We start from the raw sequence: 23,263 nt of genomic DNA on the forward strand, positions 1-23,263 counted from the left end.
CTACTAACATTACATAATACGCTTAGAATTTATTCCTTAAGCCAAAACCTCATGACTTTGTACTTCGTCATCTATCCCTTCAAGTTCCATGGACTCTTGATTAGCTTCCTGTCCGCAGCTCATATAAGGAGCAAGCACACTCTCTGCCTCATGTAGCTCCATTTCTTTTACTACCTTTTGGCTTTCTGCAAAATCTAGTATTAGCTTCTCTAATTCCTGATTACTATAATCACTCACAGCAGTTAGATACTGACTTATGTTTTCTTTTAAATCGGGATTTTCATTTGCAAATGATGATAGATATTGCTTGATACCATCAAGTATCTGCCCTCTATTTTCGTCTGTAATAACGGCTTGAACCGTAGCATCATCGCTACTATTATCTAAATCTAAGCCAAGTTTTATTACTACCTCTGTATCTTCTGTAACTTTTTCATAAGGCATAGCTTTAGTCTCTACCTCTACATATTTTACTAAATTATCACATAGCTTTTGTAATTGCTCCGTGTGATCCTCTATATATTTAAGACCTACCGCTACTAAAGCTTCAATGTTTTGAAGGTTACTATTATCTAGACTACTTGTCTCTTTAGTAATAGGTAGCTTTACTTCCACAAACTCATCTTCTCCCGGTAAATCTACTCTTACCTCTGCTGTGGAGCTATCTTCACTGCTTTGCATTAAACGACTGACTAACTTGCCTTTAACAAGCCATACTATTACTCCATCAAATCCTATCTTAGGTATAGAGCTGCTAGCCTCACGATCATTGTCAAAGTTAAGTGATAATACCATGGTATTATCTAGTATTTTGGCATTCTCTTCCCTACTATGACCGCGCTTTAATATCTTAAGTGCCTCATATGCTGGTCTATTAGCCCAAAGCCCTCCATCGGCATATGCATAAAGTACTTCCTCCTGATTCTCATAACCTTTAATATACTCTTTATTAGTTACAGGCTTAAAGTATGTAGGTGCTGCAGTGGTCGCTAGTAACACGTCCTGAACTCTGATATGCGGACTATAATCATCCTGACTATCAAATATCTTAACCTCTGTATCTTTACTTGCTAAATCAGTAACAGGGATTATTAATCTAGATGTCGTATCATCTAATCTTAATTCTGCCAAATGCTGCTCTAATATTTCTTTTAATGGTCCTTGACTGTGTTTATGGGTGAATATTTGTTTTATTCCATCATACCAATGATGTTCAAAGATCTTTGGTGCCGCGTCTGTAAATATCTTCAAAGCATCTTTTGCACTATATTTAGCTATGTTTGAGCCTTGCTCTTTTGGGATAGTTAGCAATGCTCCAATAAGACCGCCAACACTAGTGCCTGTAATGATCGGGAATAACTCTGATATAGATTTGCCTGTACGTTCCTCTATCTCAGCAAGTACCACAAGCTCAGCTATCCCCTTCACTCCACCACCAGATAATGATAATATGCGGTTACTCTTAATTGATTCAGCTGTACTATCATGAGTTGTAGTGCCGCCATTGATATTCTCTACTATTTCCTGTTTGATATGCTCAAATGCTTGTTGTGCGTGTATTGCTGTTGCCATATTTTACCTTCTTCTATCCTAAATCTAAATCATTATAATATTTTGTGATAATCTTATGTGTTAGTATTGGTGTACTTAAAGCCGTTACCTTAATTGTTTTGATGCGTTTCGGGTATTTATCAGCTAATGTTCTAAAGCCATTATGAATCTTCCTATAATAATCTAAGTCTTTAATATCAAATCTATTATCTCTCAAATTACTGCTACTATAGTTACTACCATTACGAACTTTTACTCTTTATGAAAGAAGTAATGTCCAGCATTATAGAGGACATGAGCTTTTTATGCAAGTTGTATACGAGTTCCATAGGCACCGTCAAGTTAAGTAAATTAGTGTCACAAAGTACTATATTTTTAGATTTCAGACAGCAAGAAGTCTTTGAGTAGCTTCATCCCAAATGGATTTAGCGGACGCAAATGCAATTCTTTGCTCAGATGCTGTTTTAGTATATCTTCCAACATTTACAGCAAATATATTTCTGACTTTTCCCATCAGTGATAATGTACATTGTGCTGAATTAGGATGCTTAAATTTAATCAGTATCTTCTCTTTTCTCCTAGTTGGCTGATGGGCATTCTCAATCCGATTATTTAGTCTTTTATCGGTACGATGCTTAGTCCTAGGACACATATACCTAACTGGTTTAATGTAGCTTTTTAGCTTATCAGTCACAATAACCCTTGGACATGGATAATTACCCAATAATCTTGATAAAAAGCGAATAGCTGATTTCTTGTTACGACGCTTCTGCAGTAATACTTCTAATTCATGTCCCTCAGAGTCAACAGCTCTCCATAATATGAATACTTCACCTTTGATCTTGATATTTATCTCATCCAAATGCCATTTATCAGTTGGCTTTCGCTCTCTCTTACTAATAACATCTTGAAAATAAACTACAAACTTATAACACCAAAACCTTACAGTCTCATGACTTAATATAATACCTCGATAAGCCATCTGCTCTTGAACATCTCGGTAACTATTATTAAAGCGATGATATAACCATACTGTATGGCTAATAATGCTTGCTGGAAAACGATGTCTATTCGGGCTTGAGTAATATGCATAGCGGTAAAATCTAGGATAAATTGTTACTGCTATTCTATAAATCATTCCCTGTAATTGCTCAATACTTAATTTATACCTCCCTTAACTTGACGGTGCCATAAAACATCGTGGTCTGGAATATCAATACTTGCAACTTTGGTAATATCATTGCCAAATATATCGTCAGATATTTTATGATTTATTTTATATGTCTCTCTTGCAGATTTATCAATTTCACAAGCAAACACACATTTCCCGCCGATGTTTGAAAGTGCAATATGAAAACCACCTATTCCTGCGAATAAATCTATAAATGTGAATTTACACTGCGTAAATAGGTTCTTGGCTCTATCCAATTGATTGCAAGAGTTATATTTAGTCATTGATACTACCATTATTTTCTCTTATATATCCACAAACTACTTCTGTCTTAGACCATAATTTATGTGTCTCACATGCATCCTTATCAATACCATTTGCCCAAACTATTTTGTACCCATGCCGTTCAAAGCCCATGTTTAATCCTCCTGCTCCTGCAAACAGTGATATTACAGCGGGTCTTTTATTAATCATTAATTTACTCTACTTTGTTACTAAAAGTTTTAACATATTTCTTAAGTGGTTTATACATAAAAATAAATCATGTACTCTCGGAAGCAATAAATCCAAGCTATCTACTAACATTACATAATACGCTTAGAATTTATTCCTTAAGCCAAAACCTCATGACTTTGTACTTCGTCATCTATCCCTTCAAGTTCCATGGACTCTTGATTAGCTTCCTGTCCGCAGCTCATATAAGGAGCAAGCACACTCTCTGCCTCATGTAGCTCCATTTCTTTTACTACCTTTTGGCTTTCTGCAAAATCTAGTATTAGCTTCTCTAATTCCTGATTACTATAATCACTCACAGCAGTTAGATACTGACTTATGTTTTCTTTTAAATCGGGATTTTCATTTGCAAATGATGATAGATATTGCTTGATACCATCAAGTATCTGCCCTCTATTTTCGTCTGTAATAACGGCTTGAACCGTAGCATCATCGCTACTATTATCTAAATCTAAGCCAAGTTTTATTACTACCTCTGTATCTTCTGTAACTTTTTCATAAGGCATAGCTTTAGTCTCTACCTCTACATATTTTACTAAATTATCACATAGCTTTTGTAATTGCTCCGTGTGATCCTCTATATATTTAAGACCTACCGCTACTAAAGCTTCAATGTTTTGAAGGTTACTATTATCTAGACTACTTGTCTCTTTAGTAATAGGTAGCTTTACTTCCACAAACTCATCTTCTCCCGGTAAATCTACTCTTACCTCTGCTGTGGAGCTATCTTCACTGCTTTGCATTAAACGACTGACTAACTTGCCTTTAACAAGCCATACTATTACTCCATCAAATCCTATCTTAGGTATAGAGCTGCTAGCCTCACGATCATTGTCAAAGTTAAGTGATAATACCATGGTATTATCTAGTATTTTGGCATTCTCTTCCCTACTATGACCGCGCTTTAATATCTTAAGTGCCTCATATGCTGGTCTATTAGCCCAAAGCCCTCCATCGGCATATGCATAAAGTACTTCCTCCTGATTCTCATAACCTTTAATATACTCTTTATTAGTTACAGGCTTAAAGTATGTAGGTGCTGCAGTGGTCGCTAGTAACACGTCCTGAACTCTGATATGCGGACTATAATCATCCTGACTATCAAATATCTTAACCTCTGTATCTTTACTTGCTAAATCAGTAACAGGGATTATTAATCTAGATGTCGTATCATCTAATCTTAATTCTGCCAAATGCTGCTCTAATATTTCTTTTAATGGTCCTTGACTGTGTTTATGGGTGAATATTTGTTTTATTCCATCATACCAATGATGTTCAAAGATCTTTGGTGCCGCGTCTGTAAATATCTTCAAAGCATCTTTTGCACTATATTTAGCTATGTTTGAGCCTTGCTCTTTTGGGATAGTTAGCAATGCTCCAATAAGACCGCCAACACTAGTGCCTGTAATGATCGGGAATAACTCTGATATAGATTTGCCTGTACGTTCCTCTATCTCAGCAAGTACCACAAGCTCAGCTATCCCCTTCACTCCACCACCAGATAATGATAATATGCGGTTACTCTTAATTGATTCAGCTGTACTATCATGAGTTGTAGTGCCGCCATTGATATTCTCTACTATTTCCTGTTTGATATGCTCAAATGCTTGTTGTGCGTGTATTGCTGTTGCCATATTTTACCTTCTTCTATCCTAAATCTAAATCATTATAATATTTTGTGATAATCTTATGTGTTAGTATTGGTGTACTTAAAGCCGTTACCTTAATTGTTTTGATGCGTTTCGGGTATTTATCAGCTAATGTTCTAAAGCCATTATGAATCTTCCTATAATAATCTAAGTCTTTAATATCAAATCTATTATCTCTCAAATTACTGCTACTATAGTTACTACCATTACGAACTTTTACTCTTTATGAAAGAAGTAATGTCCAGCATTATAGAGGACATGAGCTTTTTATGCAAGTTGTATACGAGTTCCATAGGCACCGTCAAGTTAAGTAAATTAGTGTCACAAAGTACTATATTTTTAGATTTCAGACAGCAAGAAGTCTTTGAGTAGCTTCATCCCAAATGGATTTAGCGGACGCAAATGCAATTCTTTGCTCAGATGCTGTTTTAGTATATCTTCCAACATTTACAGCAAATATATTTCTGACTTTTCCCATCAGTGATAATGTACATTGTGCTGAATTAGGATGCTTAAATTTAATCAGTATCTTCTCTTTTCTCCTAGTTGGCTGATGGGCATTCTCAATCCGATTATTTAGTCTTTTATCGGTACGATGCTTAGTCCTAGGACACATATACCTAACTGGTTTAATGTAGCTTTTTAGCTTATCAGTCACAATAACCCTTGGACATGGATAATTACCCAATAATCTTGATAAAAAGCGAATAGCTGATTTCTTGTTACGACGCTTCTGCAGTAATACTTCTAATTCATGTCCCTCAGAGTCAACAGCTCTCCATAATATGAATACTTCACCTTTGATCTTGATATTCATCTCATCCAAATGCCATTTATCAGTTGGCTTTCGCTCTCTCTTACTAATAACATCTTGAAAATAAACTACAAACTTATAACACCAAAACCTTACAGTCTCATGACTTAATATAATACCTCGATAAGCCATCTGCTCTTGAACATCTCGGTAACTATTATTAAAGCGATGATATAACCATACTGTATGGCTAATAATGCTTGCTGGAAAACGATGTCTATTCGGGGCTTGAGTAATATGCATAGCGGTAAAATCTAGGATAAATTGTTACTGCTATTCTATAAATCATTCCCTGTAATTGCTCAATACTTAATTTATACCTCCCTTAACTTGACGGTGCCATCGTACCGATAAAAGACTAAATAATCGGATTGAGAATGCCCATCAGCCAACTAGGAGAAAAGAGAAGATACTGATTAAATTTAAGCATCCTAATTCAGCACAATGTACATTATCACTGATGGGAAAAGTCAGAAATATATTTGCTGTAAATGTTGGAAGATATACTAAAACAGCATCTGAGCAAAGAATTGCATTTGCGTCCGCTAAATCCATTTGGGATGAAGCTACTCAAAGACTTCTTGCTGTCTGAAATCTAAAAATATAGTACTTTGTGACACTAATTTACTTAACTTGACGGTGCCGAGCATAATTTTTACCTTCTAGGCTTCCAGCAAAATTAAGATAAGTATTATGTAAATATTGAACAGGAAAGTAATTTTTTAATATTTTAAAAGATGGAGTAATGATATTATATAAAAAGATAAGTAAACACGCTGCGGATAATAATTTTGTGACAAAAGATTTAGTATCAGAAGTGGCAAAAGATTTGAGTGTGTAAAGACAAGTAAATAAGCTAAAAATCATCCATATTATCAATTTAATACTTGTAATTTCATAAACTTCGTTTAAATCTGTTGAGAAAAAACTACCAATTACTTGTTTAGTAGTGGTTATTTTAAAGAAATAAATATAATAGCTAGCTATTGCAGAAGTGATAAATAGAAAGCATGAACCAATTTTTAATGCTAATCTATGTACGCTAAGACCAAAAAATGCTATAAAAGAAAATATATAAACATAGCAGAAATCTTTTGATAGCTCTAATATTCTTCTAAAGATTGTTGCTTTATAGTAATCAAATTTATAAATTAATATTGCACTATTGAATAATAAGCAGTAAATAAAGGCTAAAATTGCCGATAATTTAATTAATTTGATATCTAAATGTTTCTGAATATTTTTTAGCATATAATACAATAATTATGTAAATTTTGTACACACAACCTATCATGATCATAAATAATCTTCAAGAATTTTATCGGCTTTTATTACCGAATGCACCTCTTATCTCTATTGATTACGGCAGCAAAAAAATAGGCATTGCTATATCTAATCAAGAACGTAATATAGCCATGCCGCTAAATATTATCACTGAAGCAAGTAAAAAAGCGATCATAGCCTCTTTGCTGGAGAAAATTGAACAATATAAAGCTTGCGGTATTGTAATAGGCTTGCCGATTGATATGAGCGGAATGCAGACAGAGCAATCAGCTATAGTAATAAAATTTGCCGAAGAATTGACAAAATCTATAAATTTACCTATATATCTACAAGACGAACGATTCACTACAAAAGCCGCAAACAATTTTCTAAAATCATTCGGTATTAAACGAAAAGAGCGTAATAATAATGATGCAGTAGCAGCTAGTATGATCTTAGAAACAGTCCTTAATTCTATTAATAAACTTTAGGTTCGAGTCCTCTAGGGCTAAGCCCTAGAGGACTATTTGCTAACCTAAAAAATTTGAATTAATTAATATTACTATATAAATAATTTTTATGAAAGATTTAAACGGCACCGTCAAGTTAAGTAAATTAGTGTCACAAAGTACTATATTTTTAGATTTCAGACAGCAAGAAGTCTTTGAGTAGCTTCATCCCAAATGGGTCTGTCAGATTTTTTGTGTAAGTACGATTTCTCCATTTGCCCAATTTTGTAAATTAGTATCACAAAGTATAGCAAATTGATTTAAAGCCATCGCCCAATTCTTAATAGGCATTGTCCATTTTTTAGAGGCATTTGTCAACGCCAAAAAGATTATTTTCTGAATCGATTTGTCATCTGGAAATACTCCTTTATTTTTAATAATTTTACGAATTTGACGGTTAGTGGATTCAATAGCATTAGTAGTGTAAATCGCCTTCCTAATGTCTTCCGGAAAGCTAAAAAATGGAGCTATGCCAGACCAATTTCGTTGCCATATGTCAAAAATAACTGGATATTTTTCATCCCATTTTTTGGCAAAGTTTTGTAATTCTCTTAATCCCTCTGCTTCATTTATTGCAGAATAAACTGCTTTTAAATCAGCTGTTACCGCTTTTAGATCTTTGTATGATACGTATTTTACAGAATTTCTTACCATATGAACAATACACAACTGCACTATCGTCTTTGGAAAAATGCTATTTATCGCCTCTGGAAAACCCTTAAGACCATCAACACATGCAACATATATTTGTGCAACTCCTCGATTCTTCAGTTCTGTTACTACCTGCATCCAAAATTTACACCCTTCATTCTTGCCTATCCAAATTCCTAATAGCTCTTTCTTGCCCTCCATATTCACTCCAATAGCTAGATAAACCGCTTTATTTATTATTACATGATTATCTCTTGCCTTAACATGAATACAATCTAAGTACATTATAGGATATACATTATCAAGTGCTCTATTCTGCCAAGCAGTTACTTCCTCTAAAATACCATCAGTTACCTTTGATATTAACTCAGATGATACCTTGGTGGCATATAGTTCTTCTAAGTGCCCTTGTATTTCCCTAATGGTCATTCCCCGAGCATATAAGGATATTACTTTATCATCAAATCCTTCAAATTTACGCACTCCTTTTGGAATTAGTTGAGGTTCAAATTCTCCATCCCGATCCCTTGGCACTTCTACTGTCAATTTACGACCTTCTGGATCTATTAGAGTCTTTTCATAATTACCATTACGTCTGTTATCTGAGTATTTCTCATTTTTAGAATGTTTCTCATAACCTATATGAGATTCCATTTCTTTCTCTAAAATCTTATTTACTATCTGCTTTTTAATTCCCTGAAATATCCCTTCTTTACCAAATATTTCAGATGGATCACTTTGTGATAGTATTTCTGATACTAATTTTTCTATAGCTGGATTTGATACTTTGTTATTGTTCTTCATATTAGCTCCATGTAAGTTGTTTATGTTATTTTTATTCTTAACTATTTTTACAACTTACACAAACTTCCTGACACCCTCTCCCAAATGGATTTAGCGGACGCAAATGCAATTCTTTGCTCAAATGCTGTTTTAGTATATCTTCCAACATTTACAGCAAATATATTTCTGACTTTTCCCATCAGTGATAATGTACATTGTGCTGAATTAGGATGCTTAAATTTAATCAGTATCTTCTCTTTTCTCCTAGTTGGCTGATGGGCATTCTCAATCCGATTATTTAGTCTTTTATCGGTACGATGCTTAGTCCTAGGACACATATACCTAACTGGTTTAATGTAGCTTTTTAGCTTATCAGTCACAATAACCCTTGGACATGGATAATTACCCAATAATCTTGATAAAAAGCGAATAGCTGATTTCTTGTTACGACGCTTCTGCAGTAATACTTCTAATTCATGTCCCTCAGAGTCAACAGCTCTCCATAATATGAATACTTCACCTTTGATCTTGATATTCATCTCATCCAAATGCCATTTATCAGTTGGCTTTCGCTCTCTCTTACTAATAACATCTTGAAAATAAACTACAAACTTATAACACCAAAACCTTACAGTCTCATGACTTAATATAATACCTCGATAAGCCATCTGCTCTTGAACATCTCGGTAACTATTATTAAAGCGATGATATAACCATACTGTATGGCTAATAATGCTTGCTGGAAAACGATGTCTATTCGGGGCTTGAGTAATATGCATAGCGGTAAAATCTAGGATAAATTGTTACTGCTATTCTATAAATCATTCCCTGTAATTGCTCAATACTTAATTTATACCTCCCTTAACTTGACGGTGCCTTTAATACTAATAATTTCAGTATTTTAAGCTGGATCCCGCTACAAGTGCACGGGATGACAGAGGAAAAATTGATCCACGCAACAATGCCGCCACAGGATGACACCGATCATGTTTTTTGATCCACGCAGGCAAGGCTCATGCGGGAATGACATCAGAACTATGCAACAACCTATTTACAGTCACGGGAACACATCACTTATTCAAAAATTTCTCTGCTTCAAGGGCAGCCATACAGCCAGTACCTGCTGCGGTTATAGCCTGCCTATAGATTTTATCTTGAACATCACCAGCAGCAAAAACACCCTCTATATTAGTTTTAGTGCTATCAGGTTCAGTAATAATATAATTATCGCTATCCATTGTAACTTGTCCTGCAAATAAAGCAGTATTTGGTTTATGCCCGATAGCTACAAATACGCCGCTACAATTTACTAAGCTTGTCTCTTTAGTATGAACATTTTGAATTTTAACGCTAGTAACGGATTTTGGGTTATTATTACCAACAATCTCTTCTACTACATGATCCCAAATCACAGATATTTTAGGATTTTTAAATAGCCGCTCTTGTAATATTTTCTCAGCTCTAAAACTATCTCGTCTATGTACTATAGTAACTTTGCTTGCGTGATTGGTCAGATATAAAGCCTCTTCAACAGCACTATTACCCCCACCAACTACTACTACTTCCTGATTTTTGAAAAAGAAACCATCACAAGTAGCACAAGCTGACACCCCAAATCCCATAAATTCTTGCTCTGTAGGAATACCAAGCCATCTTGCTTCCGCACCAGTACAAATAATTATGCTTTCAGCTTCGTACTCTGTTCCAGATCCTGTAGATATTTTAAAAGGTCTTTGTGATAAATCCACTTTCTCAACATAATCGTTAACAATTTTAGTGCCGACATTTTCAGCCTGCATACGCATCTGTTCCATTAGCCAAGGTCCTTGTACGCTTTCTGCAAATCCTGGATAATTCTCAACATCAGTGGTAATAGTAAGCTGACCACCAGGCTGAATACCATTAATTAATATTGGGTTTAAAGATGCCCTTGCTGCATAAATAGCAGCACTTAAACCAGCAGGACCTGAACCGATTATTAGTACTTTATTAGTAATTCTCATAATTTAATTTATCTTCTTTGTATAATTTTTCTAACCAAGATTTTATATGTTCAATTTCATTAGAATTTGTTAAGGAGGGAGTATGACCTGCATATTTAATTTCGTAAAGATCAAAATTTTTTGTTTTTTGCATTTTTTCAACAGTAGATTTTGTTAGAACTTGAGATTTAATGCCATGAATCAGTAAAATTTTACATTTTATTTTATTCCATATAGACCATAAATCTACATCTTTTTGGCTTTTGACATTTTTCATGCCTTTTGTTATAGCAGGATCATAATTCATCTTATATTTTCCGCCAAACGTAGAAATGACGCTATATTTTGTTAAATAATCCCAATCTTCTTCATTCTTGATACCTGCCTGTCCGTAAATAAGTTTCATGTGTTCTTTTGCACTTGCTAAATCATCCAATATTACCGTTTTTTTAGCATAAGTTCCAATTTTGATCAAAGGTTCGGCATCAATAAACGCTCCTATATCATTTAATATTAAAGCTTTAAATATATTTTTAAATCTACTAGCAAGTACCATACCTATAATTCCCCCCATTGAAGTACCTAGCCAAATAGGTTTTTTTATCTTTAACTTATTTAAAAATAGCAATGTATCTTTGATATAAGTGGTATAGTTATAATGGCTGGTTTTTTTTAAATTTTCACTATCACCACGACCAGGATAGCTTAGGGAAATTACTCTATAATCTTTACTTAATTCTTTAGCTATTTTATCAAAATCATGAGCATTTCTTGTTAAACCATGAGCACATATTATTACGTTTTTATTTTGAGGATCACCAAATTCTACATAAGAGATTTTATGTTTTGGTATATATTGAAGAGGAAGAAAGTTAATATATGGACCAATTTTAATTGAGTTAATTTTCATATAAACCTACTAATTTAAATCACTTAAAAATATACTGACCATTGTCGGCATATATACTACTACAAAAAGTAGCGATAAAAACACGGTGGCAGCGACCTTTTCAGGATAAAATTTTTGTAAATTTGCTATAACTATGGTATTTGCAGCTAAGGGTGCTGTAGAAAGTAGCTTTAACGCATTATAATAATCATTATTATACCATTTTGTTACAAAATGATCAAACATGATAAATAGCCCTACCCCTAAAGGATAAAATAAGAATTTAGCAGCAAAAGTAGCAAGAGTAAATTTTATATCCACTTCAAATTTTTGAAGTGATGAAAGAGCAAGTCCTACCATAACCATACCAAGTATAGAAAAAGAACCTTTCATATTATATATAAAATCATCCAAGAAATCAGGTAAAGTAAAACCGCAAAAACTAAATAAACAACCTAGGAAAAATGCATTCAAAATTGGCAATTTTACTACTTTCAATATACTATCAGTAGTGTTTGCAAAGCTTCGCATGCAAATATAAAAGCCTACCGAACACTCGTAAATATTAACGCCTATCACTGCCATCATATAAATACTTAGCGTATAATCATCAAAAAGTGCAGTAGCTATAGGCAACATGAAATATCCCCCATTTGCTGTACCAGCAGACAAAGCTATAATATTACGTGTATGATCCTGCCAAAATTTACCGAAAAAATAGTAAGAAAATAATGACAACAATGTCGCAATTACAAAGGTTACAACTGTAACACTTAATGCTGAAAATGTCAAAGTTGTGCTAGCAGGAATAGTAAAGAATACTATAGGTGATATAAAATAGAATAATAAAGAAGAGATGCTATCTCTTTCAACATTTGAGTATTTACCCGCTAAAAACCCGATTACTACACTTAATAACACTGAAACGGTTTTAAAAAAAACTATACTAAAAATTACCATGTAATGAGCTAAAGATATAATTATCTATAATATATTAGATTTTATCTTTTTTCACTAAATTTTGTAAAGATTTTTAATATTAAGTTTTAATTGAAAAATTATAAATATTATGATATTAATAATGTACGGATATCAATTTATAAAAAATAGTCTTACCTATTCCCCGATCTAATTCACTAAGGTTTTCATATGTTTATAAAAAACTTATTATACTTTATTACCATATTTGTATCCTTAAATTCTTATTCTAATCCTACCCCGCTTGGGCTTGAGCTAAATAAAGCTACCGCTTCAGATTTAATAAAAAAATATACAATTACTGGAAAGGAACTTAATTATTGGCAAGGTCATAATTATTTTATAGAACCTAATGAAAAATACACATCTCAAGCTTTAGTAATATGTAATGATTTTAATATAATAGAAGCAGTAATTTTAACTATAGATAAAAATAAATTTGAAGAATTTTATAAGATTTTGAAAGATAAATATATTTTGGTAGATAATGTAATAGAACAAGAAAGTGGAAAAATGGCTACTTTTAGAAATGATGATTGCTTAGTAATACTTGAATCATCTGAAGATAACTCGAACATGGAGCTAGTATATATTACGAATAATTTCTATAAGGATTTTTTAAATAAGCTAGAAAAAGAAGAAAAATTAGAACAAATCCAAATAAAAAATTTATTGTGATATATACCTTTGATACTTTAAAATTTGGTACGTCGAACTTCGGGATTTGCCTTTGCTAACCTAGTTATCTACTACCATTTATTTGACTTCCAGCTTTTAAAGTATCTGTAGTATACTACAAATAAATGAGAAATTTGGAATGATGGAGGTAAGTAGTACGATTTGCTAACCTCAACCACTCACAGAAGCCAAATTAGTGACGCTTTTTTTTATGCAACAAAATTCACAAGCAGCATAAAAATTTAGAGAGTGGAGTCAATCATAATTTTTGTGTAAATTGTTAAAAATCATTTTCTAATAATTCATATTTAAAATTTCCACATAGTATCTCAAATTGATTCAAAGCAAGAGACCATTCTTTAATAGGCATGGTCCACTTTTTTGCAGCATGTTTAAGAGCTAAGTAGACAATTTTTGTGATAGATTTATCATCTGGGAAAACCCCTTTATTTTTGATAATTTTACGGATTTGTCTATTTACCGATTCTATCGTATTGGTAGTATAGATTACCTTTCTAATCTCTTTAGGGAACGCAAAGAAAGGTACTATACCACTCCAATTACGTATCCATATATCAGAAATAACTGGGTATTTACTATCCCATTTTTTAGCAAACTCTTCTAATGCTAAATTAGCCATATTCTCATTATTTGCTGTATAGATTTGTTTTAAGTCAGCTGCTACTTCTTTAAGATTTTTGTAAGAAACGTACTTTAAAGAATTACGTACCATATGTACTATACAAAGTTGTACTATGGTATTTGGGAAAACACTGTTTATTGCATCTCTAAAACCTTTAAGACCGTCAACACATGCTACATAAATTTGTTCTACACCTCGGTTCTTTAATTCGCTTACAACCTGCATCCAAAACTTTGACCCCTCATTCTTGCTAATCCAAATACCCAAAAGCTCTTTCTTGCCTTCTATATTTATACCAATAACAAGGTAAACAGCCTTATTTATAACTATATTATTATCTCTTGCTTTTACCATGATGCAATCTAAATATACAATTGGGTATATTCTATCTAATGCTCGGGCTTGCCATATTATTACCTCTTCCATAACTCCATCTGTAATAGTCGAGATAAGCTCCTTAGATACTTCTGTATGATACATTTCCTCTAAATGGGATTGAATCTCACTCATGGTCATACCTCTTGCATAAAGTGAAATAACGCTATCATCAAATCCAGTGAATCTTCTAACTCCCTTAGGAATTAATTGAGGCTCAAAACTATTGTCTCTATCTCTTGGAATATCAAGTACTATCTTTTGACCACTGTCATCTATTACTGTCTTTTCGCTCGTACCATTACGACGATTGCTATCTTGCTTTGATGCCTTGCTATGCCTCGAATAACCTAATTCATGACTTAGCTCGTCCTCTAGTATTCTCTCTACTAATCTCTTCTTTAATTGCTGAAACAATCCATCCTTTCCAAATAACTCTTTAGGATTAGATTGGGATAATATTTCCTCTACTAACTTATTATTTATATCTGCACTTCTAACACCAGCTTCTATTTTCTTAGCCATATTTTTTACCTTTGTTCTAGTTGTATTTTAACAGTATTTCTTTCTCTGTTGCTTTACAACTTACACAAAATATATGATAGACTCATATAACTCTTTTTTAAAACTGTCCAGTACTATAGAATAAATCACGGGATGACAATTGGAAAACCGATCCACACAACAACTTTGTGGATGCAAAGCACTGACACGTCAATCTCGTCAAACATCCTAAGATTGCTTCGCCGCTACGCTCCTCGCAATGACGATTTGCTACTTACCTTGTTCCTTATCTTTTAATAACTTAATATCTCTGTGTGTAATTATTTTATCGATTATGCCGAATTTTTTGGCTTCTTCAGGTGACATGAAATTATCACGTTCCATGCTTTTCTCAACATGTTTCACATCTTGCCCAGTATGTTTACTATATAAACTATTAAGGATTTTTTTGATTTTCAATGTTTCTTGAGCATGAATTTCTATATCTGTTGCCTGACCTCGATAACCTCCGGATGGTTGGTGGATCATAACACGGCTATGCGGCAGGCTATATCTCATTCCTTTTTCACCACCACAAAGTAAAAATGACCCCATAGAACAAGCTTGACCGATACAAAGAGTAGCTACTTTAGGCTTGATATATTGCATCGTGTCATAAATTGCAAGACCAGCTGTTACGACTCCTCCAGGAGAGTTTATATACATATATATATCTTTTTCCGGATTTTCTGCCTCAAGGAACAATAATTGAGCAGTAATTAAATTTGCCATATGGTCTTCAATAGGACCACATACAAAAATTATCCGTTCTTTTAATAACCTTGAATATATATCATAAGCACGCTCACCCCTAGAGGTTTGTTCAATTACTATCGGTACGTAGGACATTGGATATTTTTCCTTAAAGTTTTTGTTGGAATGATATGTATCATCCCGTGGAGGCGTTGCCCGCGTGGATCAGTTTTTCCGTCATTGCGAGGAAATTACGAAGTACATTGACAAAGCAATCCAGTTAAAAAATGCTAATTTATAGCATTTTTTATTATTTTTTCTAGATTGCCACGCTCATTTTATTCGCTCGCAATGACGACTCTCGATCTACGCAACAATGCATCCCGTGGATAAGCCACGGGATAACACCAAGGAGATTGACTAACAATCCTACTTCTTACTATCTTCTAAAGCATTAGCAAGTATGTCACCCATATTGGTTGTATTATCGCTAGAGCCATATTCTTTAAGAGCTTTTTGACGCTCTGCTATTTTATGGGCTTTTATTGATAATAAAATTTTATTGGTTGACTTTTCGATAGAAGCGACTTTTGCTTCGATTTCTTGATCTACTGCAAACATTTCAGGCTTTTGTTCTTCTTTTTCATCTGATAAATCAGATTTTTTAATAAATCCTGCTGCTTTATCGTTTACTAATACTTCCAATCCATCGTCTTTGATTGCTGTTACAACAGCTTTAACTACTGTTCCTTTTTTATATTCATCAGCAATTCCTTGATATGGATTAGGAGTTAATTGCTTGATACCTAGACTAATTTGTTCTTTTTCAATATTGATTGTTAGAACTTTACAATCTACTTTGTCACCTTTTTTGTATGTTTTAAGTAACTCATTGCCATTATCTTCCCAAGTAATATCACCCTCATGAATCATACCGTCTAAATTGTCGCTAAGTGCAACAAAGATTCCAAAATCAGTAATGTTTCTAATTGGAGCTTTGATCACTGTTCCAACAGGATTAGTTTCAGCAAATTTTATTAAAGGATTTTGCTGGCATTGCTTAATACTTAAAGAAACACGATGTTTTTCTGTATCAACTTCTAACACCATGAATTCTACTTCTTGACCTATGGTAAGGGTCTTTCTAGGATTTTGATTAGATTTAAGCCAACTAATTTCACTTGAGTGAACAAGCCCTTCTAAACCATCCTTTAATTCAATAAACACACCATAATCAGCAAAATTTGTGACTTTTCCAGTCATTTTTTTACCGACAGGGAATTCTTCTTTAATTTTTTCCCATGGGTTATAATCAAGTTGTTTCATACCAAGAGATATTCTTTTTGTCTCTTCGTTAAACTTAATAACCATTACTTTAACTTTCTGATTAAATTCTAGCACTTCTGATGGGTGGTTAACTCTACCCCAAGAAATATCAGTTAAGTGTAATAAGCCGTCAACACTACCAAGATCAATGAATGCACCATAATCTGTAATATTCTTTACTGTTCCCTCAAGGATCATTCCTTCTTTGATTTTAGATAGCATCTCGTCTCTAGCTTCAGAACGTGATTCTTCTAATATAGCTCTTCTTGAAACAACTATGTTACCAAGCTTTTTATCCATGCTTAGGATCTTAAATGGCTGTCTAATATTCATTATAGAGCTAGGATCTTTGATTGGTCTAACATCCACTTGGCTTCCTGGTAAAAACGCTACAACACCGGATAAATCAACAGTGAAACCACCTTTTACACGACCAAAAATTGTACCATCAACAAACTCACCTTTGCTACACATGAGTTCTAACTGACCCCATAATTCTTCTTTTATCGCTTTCTCACGGCTTAGTGTTTTGCCGCTATGTCCTTCAGTTTTTTCAATATAAACATCGACTAAATCACCAATCTCAGGTAATTTATGTGCCGGTGATAATAAAAATTCAGATTTAGGTATTCTACCTTCATTTTTTAATCCAACGTCAACAACCACTACTTTATTAATATCAACTACTTGACCTTTTACTACTGTTCCAGGTTTTATATGACTCATATCAACAGTTTCAAGCATTTTAGAAAAATCATCTTCAAATTCATGATTAACTGCTGCAAGTTGTGGAACGAATCTTTGTTTTAATTTTGTTGTCATATTTTTCTCGTAAATATTAGTGGTGCTGAACTAATAGATAATCTTTTTAAAGGGTTAATAAAAAAGATATTTTCCAAATATCACTATCATCCCGTGATGGCATTGCCTGGGTGGATCGAAAAGCATACTCGGTGTCATGCCGTGGCTTGACCACGGCATCCAGAAAATAATAAAAAATACTAATATTATTAGTATTTTTTAGCTGGACCCCGTGAATAAATCACGGGGTGACAGGGAGAAACGATCCAGGCGGACAATGCTCCCCATGGTCAAGCAACTAGATGACATTTCTATCTATAAGCGAGTTTGGAAAAACATCCTCTAAATAAAATAAACTATAAGCACCAAGTTATTTTATTCTTTTAATATAATATTGTGTTATTTGTTCTACAACCGATAAGGGTGAAAGCTTGGAAGTATCAATAATTAATGCATCCAAAGCCGGTAATAAAGGTGCTACTTCTCGCTCTTTATCTCTTTTATCACGCAGAATTATCTGTTGTAAAATCTCGTCAAGTATACATGCTTTCCCTTTAGCTTGCAACTGTTTATATCGCCTCTCAGCTCTAACCTCAGGGTTTGCGGTTATAAATATTTTAAAATCGGCATTAGGTGCAACTATTGTCCCTATATCTCTACCCTCCATAAGAATTCGAGGTGTAATATTAATTAACTTTACTAAATGCTTATTTAGATTATCTCTTACCTCAGCTATTACGGCAATTTGTGAAGCAACGCCTCCTATATTTTCATCCTCTAAGTCAAACTTATCTGTAATATCTATTTCTTTAGACAAGGAAATTACTTTATTGATATCTGTAATGTCTATTTTTTCTTTAATGCAATTAAAAGCAAGCTGCCTATAAACAATACTTGATTGAACATATTTTAAAGAAAATTTTTCAGCCAGCATAAACCCAATAGTACCTTTACCGGAAGCAGCAGGACCATCAAGTGCAATAACAAAATTTTGAGTAAAGTCTAAAGCTTTAGGTTTTAAGTTTGTCATAAAAAATTTGTAGAATAGATAATAAAATACTATAAATAATGTAAATAAAGCTTGAAATCTACTATATTATACAATAAATATAGAACTTAACATTTACAAGGGTGATTAGCTCAGTTGGTTAGAGCATTACGTTGACATCGTAAAGGTCGGTGGTTCGAGTCCACTATCACCCACCATTCATTACTTTTTGGTATATTTATAAACGTATCGAATGGCGAACGTAGCTTAAAATCAAGCTTTTCGCCGTTTAAAAAAAGGTTAGCAAATACTAAATTTACTAAATCCCCTTTTCCACTCTTGGTCTTTACAATAAACCATAAGTTTATAAATTACTTAAAATTTTTTCTAAGATAAAATTAAGAATATATAAATACTGTTTAGACAGCTAGAGCAATTATTAATTTTAGCTAAAATCTTTTCTATTTTTACATCTTAATAAAAATTCCTTAAACATTCTGTTATAATTATAAGTAGTAATTATTGCTAATTATTAAAGCCCTTTATTATTCCCCTTTATCCTATACCAATCCTTATATTTCCCAAATTATCCTTAAATCATTAATTTATATCATTGGTTAAATATTTATTGCATTATTAAATCTTCTTATCTAGATTCTTCCCATAGCTCATTTTTAACAAAGTATTAAAAATTATAGAATCTGATAAGGATATAGGTATGTTCAATTGGCTTCAAACTCCACAAAAAACAACAACAAAAGCCCCGCCTACTCCAAAAATAGTGCCGGCAAAAATACCATCTTCCCAAAAAGTAGAACTAATAAAAACGCCAAATGAAAAGGGCACCGTCAAGTTGCTGAGTAAAATAACCTGGTTTATTATCGCCATTAACAAAATCTTTAAGGGTAGTGCCACCAGCAATTATAGCTTTAGATAGAACATTCTTAACTGCTGCAATTAAATTCTTTATCTCATCATCGTTTAAATCTTTTCCGAATTTATCAGGATGAATTTTAGCTAAATGAAGACTTTCAGAAGCATAAATATTGCCGACTCCAACGACAATTCTATTATCCATGAGTAAATTTTTTATCGGCACTTTTTTATTAATTAGCTTACTTTTTAAATATTGAAGCTCAAATAAATCAGATAGAGGTTCTAACGCTAGATTAGCAAAAAAATCTTTCTCTAAAAGCTCTGTATGAAAGCTGTAAATCATCCCAAATCTTCGAGTATCGTTAAAAATCAGCTTTTCATTATTACTTAAGTTAAAAACTACATGATCATGTTTTTTGGCTTCGTAGCCTGCGGGTTGCAAAGTAAACCTGCAGCTCATACCTAAGTGAACTATTAAAGAATAATTATTATTAAAGTCGATTATTAAATATTTAGCACGACGCCTAACATTTATTATATTCGTATTTACGATTTGCTCGGCTAAATCAGCAGATAATTTATAACGTAGATTATCTCTTTTAAACTCCACTTTTTTTATAACAAGCCCTATTAATTTACTTTCTAGAGAGTTTTTCAAAGTTTCTACTTCAGGAAGTTCTGGCATTTTTACTATTATTTTAATAATTTTATGTTTATACTATATTTAATTGAATATACATAATGAAAACTATTATGCGAACTATTATTGATATACCAGATACACAAATTAAAATTTTAGATCAACTATCTAAAAAAAAGAAAATATCCCGTGCTCAAATTGTAAGACAAGCTCTAACTGATTATATTGCTGATAATACTAAAAACAATAAAAGCTATGAATCTGCTTTTGGTATATGGAAAGATATGAAATTAGATAGTTTAGAATATCAAGCTAAATTACGGGATGAATGGAATAAATGAAAGCAGTATTTGATACTAATATACTAATAGATTATTTGTCTGGCAATTTATTAACTTATAAGGAACTTAAATTATACAAGAATCCTCAAATTAGTATAATTACTAAAATGGAAATATTAGTTGGTGCTTCAAAAGATAATCAAGAAATGATAAGGGAATTTTTAGATAACTTTACCATAATTAATTTAAATGAGGAAATTGCAGAAGTTACTGTAGGTATCAGAAAAGAACATAAAATTAAACTACCTGATGCTATAATATGGGCAACTGCTAAGTACAGCAATAGTTTACTAATCACTAGAAATACAAAAGATTTTCCTGCTCAAGCTCCAGATATAAAAATTCCATATAACATATAAACAAAATGAACCAAACAAATTTTGGATTTAAAAAAATCGATATAGCAGACAAGCAGCCGCTTGTTAATAATATCTTTTCTAACGTTGCTGATAAATATGACTTAATGAATGATCTTATGAGCTTTGGAATGCATCGCTTATGGAAAGATGAGTTTATTAGACAAATCCCCAATCTTAACTCTAATATATTAGATGTTGCTAGCGGTAGCGGTGATATTGCTTTGAAGCTTGCTAAAAAAGCGAAAGATAGGGGTAGTAATATCTCTTTAACTTTAAGCGATATCAATGAAGAGATGCTAAGGCAGGCTAAGAAAAAATCAATTGATCTAAACCTATTTCAGAATCTTAAATTTACTGTAGCAAGTGCTGAAGAATTGCCATTTCCTGATAATAGCTTTGACTATTATACCATTGCATTTGGGATTCGAAACGTTCCTGATATTAATAAAGCTCTAAAAGAAGCTTATAGAGTTTTAAAACCTATGGGTAAATTTGTCTGTCTTGAATTTTCCAAGGTAAAAGAAAGTTTATTACAAGATTTCTACAAATTCTATTCGTTTAATGTTATCCCTAAAATCGGTCAAATAATTACCGGCAATAAAGAAGCCTATGACTATTTAGTCGAGAGTATAGATTTATTTCCATCGCAAGACGAGTTTAGAATAATGATTAAAGAGGCAGGCTTTGAAGAAATTAACTATAAAAACCTAAGCGGCGGCATTGTTGTCATTCATAGTGCATATAAGTTATGATTTGTAATTTTTTTAATTTATTACGTATTTTTCATATCATTAGCAAAAAGCAAATTTTGACTAATACTTCTAATGTTAAAATACCTAAAGATATTAGATTTATTGGCTATATATTAGCATTATTTTTTGCTCCATTATCGTTATTTAGAAAATCAAAAGAAGATTACGGCAAACGCTTAATAGACACTTTAAGCAGCCTTGGACCGATTTATATAAAATTTGGGCAAACGCTTTCCACTAGACCCGATTTAGTAGGAATACAAATTGCAGATTACTTAAGATTGTTGCAGGATAAATTACCACCATTTGATAGTAAGGTGGCTAGGGGGATAATAGAGAGGGAATTTTTATGTCATCCCCGTGAAAACGGGGATCTAGAAAAAAAATTACTGGATTCCCGCCTCCGCGGGAATGACATAGGGGGAAGCGGGAATGACATAGAGGGAAGCGGGATGACAACAATATTCAGCCACTTCAATGACTCGCCTATAGCTGCTGCATCAATCTCGCAGGTGCATAAGGCACAGCTCGCAACAGGCGACTATATAGCGGTAAAAATATTACGTCCTGATATTCATAAAAAATATAACAGAGACATTAGGCTATTATATTTCCTTGCAAAAATTGCCTCAAAATTTTCTAAAGCAAAAAGGCTAAAACCTCTTAAAGTAGTTGATAAATTTCATGAAACTATGAAATTTGAGCTTGATTTACGCCTAGAGGCTGCTGCTGCTTCAGAGCTTGCTAATAATATGCGAAAAGATCATAACGTAATAATTCCTAAAATATATTGGGATTTAACATCAGAAAACATACTAACTACGCAGTGGTTAGATGGAACTTCCATATATGATACTCTGCTATTAAAAGAAATGGATTTAGAGCCGGCAAAAATAGCCCAAAACTTTGCTGTAATATTTTTTAACCAAGCTTATAGAGACGGCTTTTTCCACGCTGATTTACACCCAGGAAATATTTTAGTAGATAAACAAGGTAGGCTAATTTTACTTGATTTTGGTATTATGGGCAGGCTAAAAGAAAAAGATCGTTTAGCTATTGCTGAAAGCTTATTTGGTTTTTTAAGCCGTGATTATAAATTAGTTGCCAAAGTACATCTAAGAGCTGGTTACGTTCCTATTAATACCGATTTAGATTTATTTGCCCAAAGTTGCAGAGCTGTTACCGAACCAGTCGTAGGTATGCCTACTAAGAATATTTCAGTTGGTAAGTTACTTGCTCATCTATTTAAAATCACTGAAGATTTTGGCATGGAAGTGCAACCGGATTTATTGTTGTTACAAAAAACTTTAATAATGGTTGAAGGGATAGGCAGACAATTAGACGAAAACGTTAATATGTGGCAACTTGCCGAACCTTGGATTAAAAAATGGGCTATCAAAAACCTTAGCCCTGAAGCAAAAATATTACGTCTAGTAAAGCATCATTTAGAAAAATTATATGATAAAATTGATGAATTAGACTAAAAATCTTGTAA

The 23,263-nt window shown here is 33.0% G+C and carries 24 protein-coding genes, 1 tRNA gene and 3 pseudogenes; 9 read left to right on the forward strand and 19 right to left on the reverse strand.

Annotated features, from left to right (window positions below; all coding sequences use genetic code 11):
* Positions 1-36: 36 nt before the first annotated feature.
* The 8 genes from BA173_RS01860 to BA173_RS01895 form a co-directional block, all read right to left on the reverse strand.
* On the reverse strand, positions 37-1,572 hold the full coding sequence (locus BA173_RS01860) for a patatin-like phospholipase family protein (RefSeq protein WP_068042346.1): 1,536 nt from the start codon (positions 1,570-1,572) through the stop codon (positions 37-39).
* Positions 1,573-1,585: 13 nt separating this feature from the next.
* Positions 1,586-1,768 carry a hypothetical protein gene (locus tag BA173_RS01865; RefSeq protein ID WP_068042348.1) on the reverse strand — a complete coding sequence of 61 codons (183 nt, stop codon included), beginning with the start codon at positions 1,766-1,768 and terminating at the stop codon, positions 1,586-1,588.
* Positions 1,769-1,933: 165 nt separating this feature from the next.
* The gene (locus tag BA173_RS01870) at positions 1,934-2,689 is read right to left on the reverse strand and encodes an IS6 family transposase (protein ID WP_198387187.1); all 756 of its coding nucleotides are present in this window, start codon (positions 2,687-2,689) and stop codon (positions 1,934-1,936) included.
* 20 nt (positions 2,690-2,709) lie between these two features.
* Complete coding sequence (locus BA173_RS01875) at positions 2,710-3,006, reverse strand: DNA cytosine methyltransferase (protein ID WP_068042339.1); 297 nt, start codon at positions 3,004-3,006, stop codon at positions 2,710-2,712.
* A complete protein-coding gene (locus tag BA173_RS01880; protein WP_068042343.1) occupies positions 2,999-3,196 on the reverse strand; it encodes a DNA cytosine methyltransferase in 198 nt (65 codons plus the stop codon). Before BA173_RS01880 ends, BA173_RS01875 begins: the two co-directional genes overlap by 8 nt.
* Before the next feature lie 137 nt (positions 3,197-3,333).
* Complete coding sequence (locus BA173_RS01885; RefSeq protein WP_068042346.1) at positions 3,334-4,869, reverse strand: patatin-like phospholipase family protein; 1,536 nt, start codon at positions 4,867-4,869, stop codon at positions 3,334-3,336.
* Between the two features lie 13 nt (positions 4,870-4,882).
* Positions 4,883-5,065, reverse strand: a complete 183-nt coding sequence (locus BA173_RS01890) for a hypothetical protein (RefSeq protein WP_068042348.1) — start codon at positions 5,063-5,065, stop codon at positions 4,883-4,885.
* Between the two features lie 165 nt (positions 5,066-5,230).
* Complete coding sequence (locus tag BA173_RS01895) at positions 5,231-5,941, reverse strand: IS6 family transposase (RefSeq protein ID WP_095568243.1); 711 nt, start codon at positions 5,939-5,941, stop codon at positions 5,231-5,233.
* Positions 5,942-6,158: 217 nt separating this feature from the next.
* Between BA173_RS01895 and BA173_RS08790 the strand changes: the two genes are divergently transcribed.
* Complete coding sequence (locus BA173_RS08790; RefSeq protein ID WP_257789538.1) at positions 6,159-6,290, forward strand: hypothetical protein; 132 nt, start codon at positions 6,159-6,161, stop codon at positions 6,288-6,290.
* A 53-nt stretch (positions 6,291-6,343) separates the two neighbouring features.
* Here the strand turns inward: BA173_RS08790 and BA173_RS01905 are convergent.
* A pseudogene (locus BA173_RS01905) lies at positions 6,344-6,949 on the reverse strand (phosphoethanolamine transferase domain-containing protein); the annotation flags it as partial.
* Positions 6,950-6,990: 41 nt separating this feature from the next.
* Between BA173_RS01905 and ruvX the strand changes: the two are divergent.
* Positions 6,991-7,452: a Holliday junction resolvase RuvX gene (gene ruvX, locus BA173_RS01910; RefSeq protein ID WP_016948396.1), complete on the forward strand. Its 462-nt coding sequence runs from the start codon at positions 6,991-6,993 to the stop codon at positions 7,450-7,452.
* Positions 7,453-7,653: 201 nt separating this feature from the next.
* Here ruvX and BA173_RS01915 read toward each other — a convergent pair whose 3' ends face one another.
* The 5 genes from BA173_RS01915 to BA173_RS01935 form a co-directional block, all read right to left on the reverse strand.
* Complete coding sequence (locus BA173_RS01915; RefSeq protein WP_068042377.1) at positions 7,654-8,925, reverse strand: IS256 family transposase; 1,272 nt, start codon at positions 8,923-8,925, stop codon at positions 7,654-7,656.
* Positions 8,926-8,972: 47 nt separating this feature from the next.
* Positions 8,973-9,683, reverse strand: coding sequence for an IS6 family transposase (locus BA173_RS01920; protein ID WP_095568264.1), 711 nt, complete (start codon positions 9,681-9,683; stop codon positions 8,973-8,975).
* Positions 9,684-9,974: 291 nt separating this feature from the next.
* A complete protein-coding gene (trxB, locus tag BA173_RS01925) occupies positions 9,975-10,907 on the reverse strand; it encodes a thioredoxin-disulfide reductase (protein ID WP_016948395.1) in 933 nt (310 codons plus the stop codon).
* Positions 10,894-11,796 (reverse strand): alpha/beta fold hydrolase, encoded by a 903-nt coding sequence (locus BA173_RS01930; protein ID WP_016948394.1) that lies wholly within the window; start codon positions 11,794-11,796, stop codon positions 10,894-10,896. Before BA173_RS01930 ends, trxB begins: the two co-directional genes overlap by 14 nt.
* Before the next feature lie 9 nt (positions 11,797-11,805).
* Positions 11,806-12,735, reverse strand: coding sequence for an AEC family transporter (locus tag BA173_RS01935; protein ID WP_016948393.1), 930 nt, complete (start codon positions 12,733-12,735; stop codon positions 11,806-11,808).
* 189 nt (positions 12,736-12,924) lie between these two features.
* On the opposite strand from BA173_RS01935, the gene BA173_RS01940 reads away from it, so the two are divergent.
* A complete protein-coding gene (locus tag BA173_RS01940; RefSeq protein WP_016948392.1) occupies positions 12,925-13,431 on the forward strand; it encodes a hypothetical protein in 507 nt (168 codons plus the stop codon).
* Positions 13,432-13,711: 280 nt separating this feature from the next.
* Here BA173_RS01940 and BA173_RS01945 read toward each other — a convergent pair whose 3' ends face one another.
* From BA173_RS01945 to BA173_RS01955, 3 genes are all read right to left on the reverse strand, one after another.
* Positions 13,712-14,974, reverse strand: a complete 1,263-nt coding sequence (locus tag BA173_RS01945) for an IS256 family transposase (protein ID WP_095568265.1) — start codon at positions 14,972-14,974, stop codon at positions 13,712-13,714.
* Positions 14,975-15,223: 249 nt separating this feature from the next.
* Entirely contained in the window at positions 15,224-15,841 is a 618-nt protein-coding gene (gene clpP / locus BA173_RS01950) for an ATP-dependent Clp endopeptidase proteolytic subunit ClpP (protein ID WP_016948391.1), read from the reverse strand.
* A gap of 273 nt (positions 15,842-16,114) precedes the next feature.
* Positions 16,115-17,833, reverse strand: coding sequence for a 30S ribosomal protein S1 (locus BA173_RS01955; RefSeq protein WP_016948390.1), 1,719 nt, complete (start codon positions 17,831-17,833; stop codon positions 16,115-16,117).
* Positions 17,834-17,969: 136 nt separating this feature from the next.
* On the opposite strand from BA173_RS01955, the pseudogene BA173_RS08960 reads away from it, so the two are divergent.
* A pseudogene (locus BA173_RS08960) lies at positions 17,970-18,032 on the forward strand (permease); the annotation flags it as partial.
* A gap of 150 nt (positions 18,033-18,182) precedes the next feature.
* Here BA173_RS08960 and cmk read toward each other — a convergent pair.
* Positions 18,183-18,842 carry a (d)CMP kinase gene (gene cmk / locus BA173_RS01960; RefSeq protein WP_016948389.1) on the reverse strand — a complete coding sequence of 220 codons (660 nt, stop codon included), beginning with the start codon at positions 18,840-18,842 and terminating at the stop codon, positions 18,183-18,185.
* 99 nt (positions 18,843-18,941) lie between these two features.
* Here cmk and BA173_RS01965 point away from each other — a divergent pair.
* Positions 18,942-19,018 (forward strand) — tRNA-Val (locus BA173_RS01965).
* A gap of 632 nt (positions 19,019-19,650) precedes the next feature.
* Here the strand turns inward: BA173_RS01965 and mutM are convergent.
* Positions 19,651-20,361: pseudogene (gene mutM, locus BA173_RS01975) on the reverse strand (bifunctional DNA-formamidopyrimidine glycosylase/DNA-(apurinic or apyrimidinic site) lyase); the annotation flags it as partial.
* A 68-nt stretch (positions 20,362-20,429) separates the two neighbouring features.
* On the opposite strand from mutM, the gene BA173_RS01980 reads away from it, so the two are divergent.
* From BA173_RS01980 to ubiB, 4 genes are read left to right on the forward strand one after another with little or no spacing between them, the layout of a single operon-like run.
* A complete protein-coding gene (locus tag BA173_RS01980) occupies positions 20,430-20,657 on the forward strand; it encodes a CopG family transcriptional regulator (protein ID WP_068041619.1) in 228 nt (75 codons plus the stop codon).
* Positions 20,654-21,016, forward strand: a complete 363-nt coding sequence (locus tag BA173_RS01985; RefSeq protein ID WP_016948386.1) for a type II toxin-antitoxin system VapC family toxin — start codon at positions 20,654-20,656, stop codon at positions 21,014-21,016. The genes BA173_RS01980 and BA173_RS01985 overlap by 4 nt, the downstream gene beginning before the upstream one ends.
* Before the next feature lie 5 nt (positions 21,017-21,021).
* On the forward strand, positions 21,022-21,768 hold the full coding sequence (gene ubiE / locus BA173_RS01990; RefSeq protein ID WP_016948385.1) for a bifunctional demethylmenaquinone methyltransferase/2-methoxy-6-polyprenyl-1,4-benzoquinol methylase UbiE: 747 nt from the start codon (positions 21,022-21,024) through the stop codon (positions 21,766-21,768).
* Entirely contained in the window at positions 21,765-23,252 is a 1,488-nt protein-coding gene (gene ubiB, locus BA173_RS01995; RefSeq protein WP_068041614.1) for a 2-polyprenylphenol 6-hydroxylase, read from the forward strand. Before ubiE ends, ubiB begins: the two co-directional genes overlap by 4 nt.
* The last annotated feature ends 11 nt before the right edge of the window (positions 23,253-23,263 follow it).

The organism is Rickettsia sp. MEAM1 (Bemisia tabaci), from assembly GCF_002285905.1.
GTDB lineage: Bacteria > Pseudomonadota > Alphaproteobacteria > Rickettsiales > Rickettsiaceae > Rickettsia.